General features: G+C 45.4%; 3 protein-coding genes and 4 pseudogenes. 4 read left to right on the top strand and 3 right to left on the bottom strand.

The window, feature by feature from the left end; translation table 11 throughout:
• Nucleotides 1-1229 (bottom strand): T3SS effector E3 ubiquitin-protein ligase IpaHb (gene ipaHb / locus BFF42_RS09745; RefSeq protein ID WP_069375738.1); only part of this gene is annotated, 1229 nt, incomplete at its 3' end.
• Nucleotides 1230-1719: 490 nt separating this feature from the next.
• On the opposite strand from ipaHb, the pseudogene BFF42_RS09740 reads away from it, so the two are divergent.
• Both BFF42_RS09740 and pgl read left to right on the top strand, forming a co-directional pair.
• Nucleotides 1720-1815 (top strand): annotated as a pseudogene (locus BFF42_RS09740) (DNA invertase); the annotation flags it as partial.
• Nucleotides 1816-2109: 294 nt separating this feature from the next.
• Nucleotides 2110-3104 (top strand): annotated as a pseudogene (pgl, locus tag BFF42_RS09735) (6-phosphogluconolactonase).
• Nucleotides 3105-3144: 40 nt separating this feature from the next.
• Here the strand turns inward: pgl and BFF42_RS09730 are convergent.
• The gene (locus BFF42_RS09730; RefSeq protein ID WP_000679972.1) at nt 3145-4098 is read right to left on the bottom strand and encodes a LysR family transcriptional regulator; all 954 of its coding nucleotides are present in this window, start codon (nt 4096-4098) and stop codon (nt 3145-3147) included.
• Nucleotides 4099-4281: 183 nt separating this feature from the next.
• On the opposite strand from BFF42_RS09730, the gene BFF42_RS09725 reads away from it, so the two are divergent.
• Nucleotides 4282-5334 carry a 4-oxalomesaconate tautomerase gene (locus tag BFF42_RS09725; protein ID WP_000723642.1) on the top strand — a complete coding sequence of 351 codons (1053 nt, stop codon included), beginning with the start codon at nt 4282-4284 and terminating at the stop codon, nt 5332-5334.
• 75 nt (nt 5335-5409) lie between these two features.
• A pseudogene (locus BFF42_RS09720) lies at nt 5410-5718 on the top strand (anion permease); the annotation flags it as partial.
• Here the strand turns inward: BFF42_RS09720 and BFF42_RS09715 are convergent.
• Nucleotides 5715-6040 (bottom strand): annotated as a pseudogene (locus BFF42_RS09715) (IS1-like element IS1B family transposase); the annotation flags it as partial. The pseudogenes BFF42_RS09720 and BFF42_RS09715 overlap by 4 nt on opposite strands.

Here is a 6040-nt window from a genome sequence, read left to right as displayed (position 1 = left end):
TTGTTCCATGTGAGCGCGACACGGTCCTCACAGCTCTCAGTGGCATCAGCAGCAACAGCGAAAGACTGCTGTCGAAGCTCCGCAGAGGCACTGAGTTTTTCCAGCCATGCAGCGACCTGTTCACGGAATCCGGAGGTATTGCGTGCAGAGACGGTATCGGAAAGGCGGTCAAGGAACGCGGAGAATGCCCGGGAATTCTCCTCGGTGGAAAAAGAAGTCCATTGTGTAGAAACCTCCCGACGATCTGCTTCAGGAAACCAGGCTGCCACAGTTTCGGGAAGAGGGGGGATCTGAAAGTTCTGCCCCCCTTCAGTGATGACTCTGATATGGCGCGAATGTAAATTTTGCGGCAACATCTGGCGTAAAAACAGTCTGTTTTGGTCTGACAGGGAAATACGAAACTGAGGCCCGTTAAAATTTGGAACCGAAGTTTGCTGTATTAAGAATAGCAGAGTTTGATCTGATAAGGGGTTATTTGCAATCTCAATAGTTATATGAGGATCTAAACGAAAAAGATTTGTCGGGATTGTAGTTATTTGGTTGTTTTCAAAATAAAAAAATCTTCTCATGATAATATTTTCTTGGATGTTTGGTAAGTTGCTTAATCTATTGCTATATGCAAAAAGAAGTTGCAGTCTCCTAGGTAAAGGGGGCAGTTCAGTAAGATGGTTGTGCGCAACCTTAAGTATCTTAAGATTAGAAGGCAGAGATGGAAGAGTTTGCAGTTCGTTGTTCCTAACCTCAAGTTTTTTTAAATTCAAGGGTAATGAAGGCAGTGTGGATAACCTATTATACTCTGCGCTTAGTGATTTGATGGTGTCTGGTAATAACGGCAGATTCTCTAATTGATTTTCGGACACATCCAAAGTTATTAGATAATGTGGTAATGCAGATATATGTGTTAAGAAATTATCTCTTGCAATAAGTTCTTTAATATTTTCAGGTAGATCAGTAAGGATGGTTAATTTATTACAGCTCACATCAAGCTTTTTAATGCAAGCAGGGAGTACAGGTAACGAGGAAAGCGCCAAGGCTCGCAGGTCCAGTTTATGCCCCTTAGAGGTAAGACATGCACGAAGTCTTCTTACCGCCTCAGTACGCTGTTCTTCCGGTAACCCCTGTTTCTCCCAATCATCCCATTCGGACAAATAATGGTTGGGGGATGTAATTGTGCTGATATGTGGAAATAAACAGGATGAAATATTTCTGAGCATATTAATTTCTCGCATATGGATATGGAATTAGATTGTGAATAAATTGTATTTAATGTATCTCTCCTAATGAGGAGGGTGTTTCAGAATATTCGCCATAAGGGAATGAGTGTTATATCATGCTTTCTATCCTGGTAAGTATATTTGCTTTTTTCGTATATTTGGTTCATCTTTTTTTGATGTTTTACATATTCACAATGCAGAGGATTTATACCAGAAGACATTAGTCTTGAGTAAGATACTACAACATCTCCAACTATTTTAGCCAGCCTGACTACTTGACTTGGTAATATTTGTTGCTAATAATCATGTATAAAATAAGCTTATATACATAGTAACTTCAGCAAAGGATTTAGTAATGATCCAAATCATATATCAATGTACTGTTTTTTTCTTTAAAAAAACAGTACATTCTATTTTATAATGACTGTGTATTCCCATGGAAGGAGATCACCCAATTCTCCCCCCCGACTTTTGACGCAGTGTCTTGTTAACAGGGGGATTTACCATGCTTATTGGCTATGTACGCGTATCAACAAATGACCAGAACACCGATCTACGACGTAATGCGTTGAACTGTGCAGGATATGAGCTGATTGTTGAGCGAATGGGAGCTTGATTGGAAGTTGTTAGGGTATGGTGTTTACGGTCGTTGATATGGCGAACAAACGCGGGGAGCGTCACGCTCCCTAAATGGTCGCGAAAATATCTGTGGCATTGTCAAATTTGTGACGGTGACTAATATTTTAATGATATGCCATTCGAAATGGTGTGCTAACGTATTGATTTAATTGTGACGCGATGTTGTATTTTATCGCGTTTTGTTGTCTGTTTTTCATTCGCTTGATGTTGCTATTTACATGAAAAATAAAGAATTTATTGTTTTTGAGGTGTGTTTATGAAGCAAACAGTTTATATCGCCAGCCCTGAGAGCCAGCAAATTCACGTCTGGAACCTGAATCATGAAGGCGCACTGACGCTGACACAGGTTGTCGATGTGCCGGGGCAGGTGCAGCCGATGGTGGTCAGCCCGGACAAACGTTATCTCTATGTTGGTGTTCGCCCTGAGTTTCGCGTCCTGGCGTATCGTATTGCCCCGGACGATGGCGCACTGACCTTTGCCGCAGAGTCTGCGCTGCCGGGTAGTCCGACGCATATTTCCACCGATCACCAGGGGCAGTTTGTCTTTGTAGGTTCTTACAATGCGGGTAACGTGAGCGTAACGCGTCTGGAAGATGGCCTGCCAGTGGGCGTCGTCGATGTGGTCGAGGGGCTGGACGGTTGCCATTCCGCCAATATCTCACCGGACAACCGTACGCTGTGGGTTCCGGCATTAAAGCAGGATCGCATTTGCCTGTTTACGGTCAGCGATGATGGTCATCTGGTGGCGCAGGACCCTGCGGAAGTGACTACCATTGAAGGGGCCGGCCGCGTCATATGGTATTCCATCCAAACGAACAATATGCGTATTGCGTCAATGAGTTAAACAGCTCAGTGGATGTCTGGGAACTGAAAGATCCGCACGGTAATATCGAATGTGTCCAGACGCTGGATATAATGCCGGAAAACTTCTCCGACACCCGTTGGGCGGCTGATATTCATATCACCCCGGATGGTCGCCATTTATACGCCTGCGACCGTACCGCCAGCCTGATTACCGTTTTCAGCGTTTCGGAAGATGGCAGCGTGTTGAGTAAAGAAGGCTTCCAGCCAACGGAAACCCAGCCGCGCGGCTTCAATGTTGATCACAGCGGCAAGTATCTGATTGCCGCCGGGCAAAAATCTCACCTCATCTCGGTATACGAAATTGTTGGCGAGCAGGGACTACTGCATGAAAAAGGCCGTTATGCGGTCGGGCAGGGACCAATGTGGGTGGTGGTTAACGCACACTAACCGCTGATTTAACCGGCGCAGTCTCTCCTGCGCCGGTGTATTAACCTATCTCCTGTAACGCATGTCTCTGGCGTTCGACGATATTGGTCCACAAATTGTCTTTATCGTCAGTCCACAAATTAATCAGCAAGGCAAAAAAGCGTTCAGCTGCCGGAGAAAGCACGGCATCTTTGCGGCGAATAATCCCCAATGTCCGACGTATAACGGGTTCCACCAGTGGGATACCAATAATCGAAGAATAGGGCGCATGGGGCATTGCCAGACCAGGAAGCGCCGAAATCCCCAGTCCTGCCTCCACTAGTCCTAATGACGTCGAAAGATGACGCACTTCGTAAAACCAGTCCAGCTTCCAGGGCTTGTCGGCCAGCTGTTGTTCTATCAACAGTCGGTTGCCGCTGGAGGAGCGTACGCCAATCATTTTGTAACCCACTAACTCCTGCCATTCTACAAGCTGCTTTTTGGCCAATGGATGGTCACGCCGACAGGCCAGCACGAACGGCTCGTTGACCAGTGGGGTAAAATCAATGGATGAATTTGTGACGTTGTTCATGTTTATGCCAAAGTCTGATTCGTTACACAGCACCGATTCCATGCAATTATTCGTGCCTTGTTCCAGAATCCGCACTTTAATATTGGGATACAGCTCATTAAATTTACCGATTGCCAGCGGTAAAAAATAAAATACTGCGGTCGGAATACACGCTAACGTCACCATACCACGATGATAAGCATTCATATCACGAATATTAAAAAGCGTTTCATCGAATTTCTTTATTAATTCCCGCGCCTCCGGGAGCAACCTTTTTCCTGCTTTTGTTAACGTAACCTTGCGAGTTGTACGCTCAAATAGTTGAATATGTAAATCTTCCTCCATCTTTTTTATTCTTCGCGTTAATGCAGGTTGCGTAATATTGAGTAATTTAGCGGCATTGTTAAACGAACTGGACTCTGCCAGTATGACAAATGCCTTCATACTTGATAATTCATGCTTCATTATTACTCCGGAAAATGGAAGCGACGATTTTGGGTGGCTGGCCGTTAAAAATTTTAACTGCATTTAGCCAACTTAAATTAATGAAAAAATGTTATTAATCGTTGAGCTAAAGTCATTAGAGATGCTTTGCCCTTAATGTAACCATATCGCAATAAGTTATGTTTTTAAATTGAGGGAATTATTATGAAAAAAATACCCTGCGTGATGATGCGAGGTGGAACCTCGAGGGGCGCGTTCCTGTTAGCGGAACATTTACCCGAAGATCAAACGCAGCGCGATAAAATATTGATGGCAATTATGGGTTCCGGTAACGATCTGGAAATTGACGGTATTGGCGGCGGTAATCCACTGACCAGTAAAGTCGCCATTATTAGCCGTTCCAGCGATCCGCGTGCTGATGTCGATTATCTGTTTGCGCAGGTAATCGTTCATGAGCAACGTGTCGATACCACGCCTAACTGTGGCAATATGCTGTCTGGTGTTGGGGCATTCGCCATTGAAAATGGTTTGATTGCAGCGACTTCGCCAGTTACTCGCGTACGTATCCGCAACGTCAATACGGGTACGTTCATCGAAGCTGATGTGCAAACGCCAAATGGTGTTGTCGAGTACGAGGGTAGTGCCAGAATTGACGGCGTACCGGGTACTGCCGCACCGGTTGCGCTCACTTTCCTGAATGCCGCTGGAACCAAAACCGGAAAAGTTTTCCCGACTGATAATCAGATTGATTATTTTGACGATGTCCCGGTGACCTGTATCGATATGGCGATGCCAGTCGTCATTATTCCGGCTGAATATCTGGGAAAAACAGGTTATGAATTACCGGCGGAACTGGATGCCGACAAAGCATTATTAGCCTGCATTGAATCTATCCGTCTACAAGCGGGTAAAGCAATGGGCTTAGGTGATGTCAGTAATATGGTTATCCCTAAACCTGTGCTTATTTCTCCAGCGCAGAAAGGCGGGGCAATTAATGTGCGTTATTTTATGCCGCATTCTTGCCATCGCGCGCTGGCGATAACCGGTGCTATTGCTATTTCCAGTAGTTGTGCATTGGAAGGCACCGTCACCCGACAAATCGTCCCTTCTGTAGGATATGGCAATATCAATATTGAACACCCCAGTGGTGCGCTCGACGTTCATTTAAGTAATGAAGGTCAGGATGCCACGACGTTACGCGCATCTGTTATTCGGACAACCAGAAAAATATTTTCCGGTGAAGTTTATCTTCCCTGAAAAAATTCGTTGTCAGGATAAGGATAATCAATAAAGGACTTCTGTATGAGTCATACAGAAAGAACAGGATTTTAAATGAATAAGAAATCGTTATGGAAGCTAATTCTGATATTAGCGATCCCATGTATTATTGGTTTTATGCCAGCTCCGGCAGGATTAAGCGAACTGGCGTGGGTGCTTTTTGGTATTTACCTGGCGGCCATTGTGGGTCTGGTTATCAAGCCTTTCCCGGAACCTGTCGTACTGTTAATTGCCGTTGCTGCCTCAATGGTGGTGGTCGGTAACTTATCCGACGGTGCGTTTAAGACCACCGCCGTATTAAGCGGTTACTCTTCAGGTACTACCTGGCTGGTGTTCTCGGCGTTGGTAATGACTCCAACTTATTGATAGTGTTTTATGTTCAGATAATGCCCGATGACTTTGTCATGCAGCTCCACCGATTTTGAGAACGACAGCGACTTCCGTCCCAGCCGTGCCAGGTGCTGCCTCAGATTCAGGTTATGCCGCTCAATTCGCTGCGTATATCGCTTGCTGATTACGTGCAGCTTTCCCTTCAGGCGGGATTCATACAGTGGCCAGCCATCCGTCATCCATATCACCACGTCAAAGGGTGACAGCAAGCTCATAAGACGCCCCAGCGTCGCCATAGTGCGTTCACCGAATACGTGCGCAACAACCGTCTTCCGGAGCCTGTCATACGCGTAAA

The sequence above is a fragment of the Shigella sp. FC1661 genome, from assembly GCF_001712525.1.
GTDB classification, from domain to species: Bacteria; Pseudomonadota; Gammaproteobacteria; order Enterobacterales; family Enterobacteriaceae; genus Escherichia; species Escherichia coli.
This window is presented reverse-complemented; position numbering and strand designations above follow the sequence as displayed.

Coding starts and splice junctions, on each gene's coding strand:
- BFF42_RS09725 (WP_000723642.1), top strand. CDS start 4,282: ATGAAAAAAATACCCTGCGTGATGATGCGAGGTGGAACCTCGAGGGGC.
- BFF42_RS09730 (WP_000679972.1), bottom strand. CDS start 4,098: ATGAAGCATGAATTATCAAGTATGAAGGCATTTGTCATACTGGCAGAG.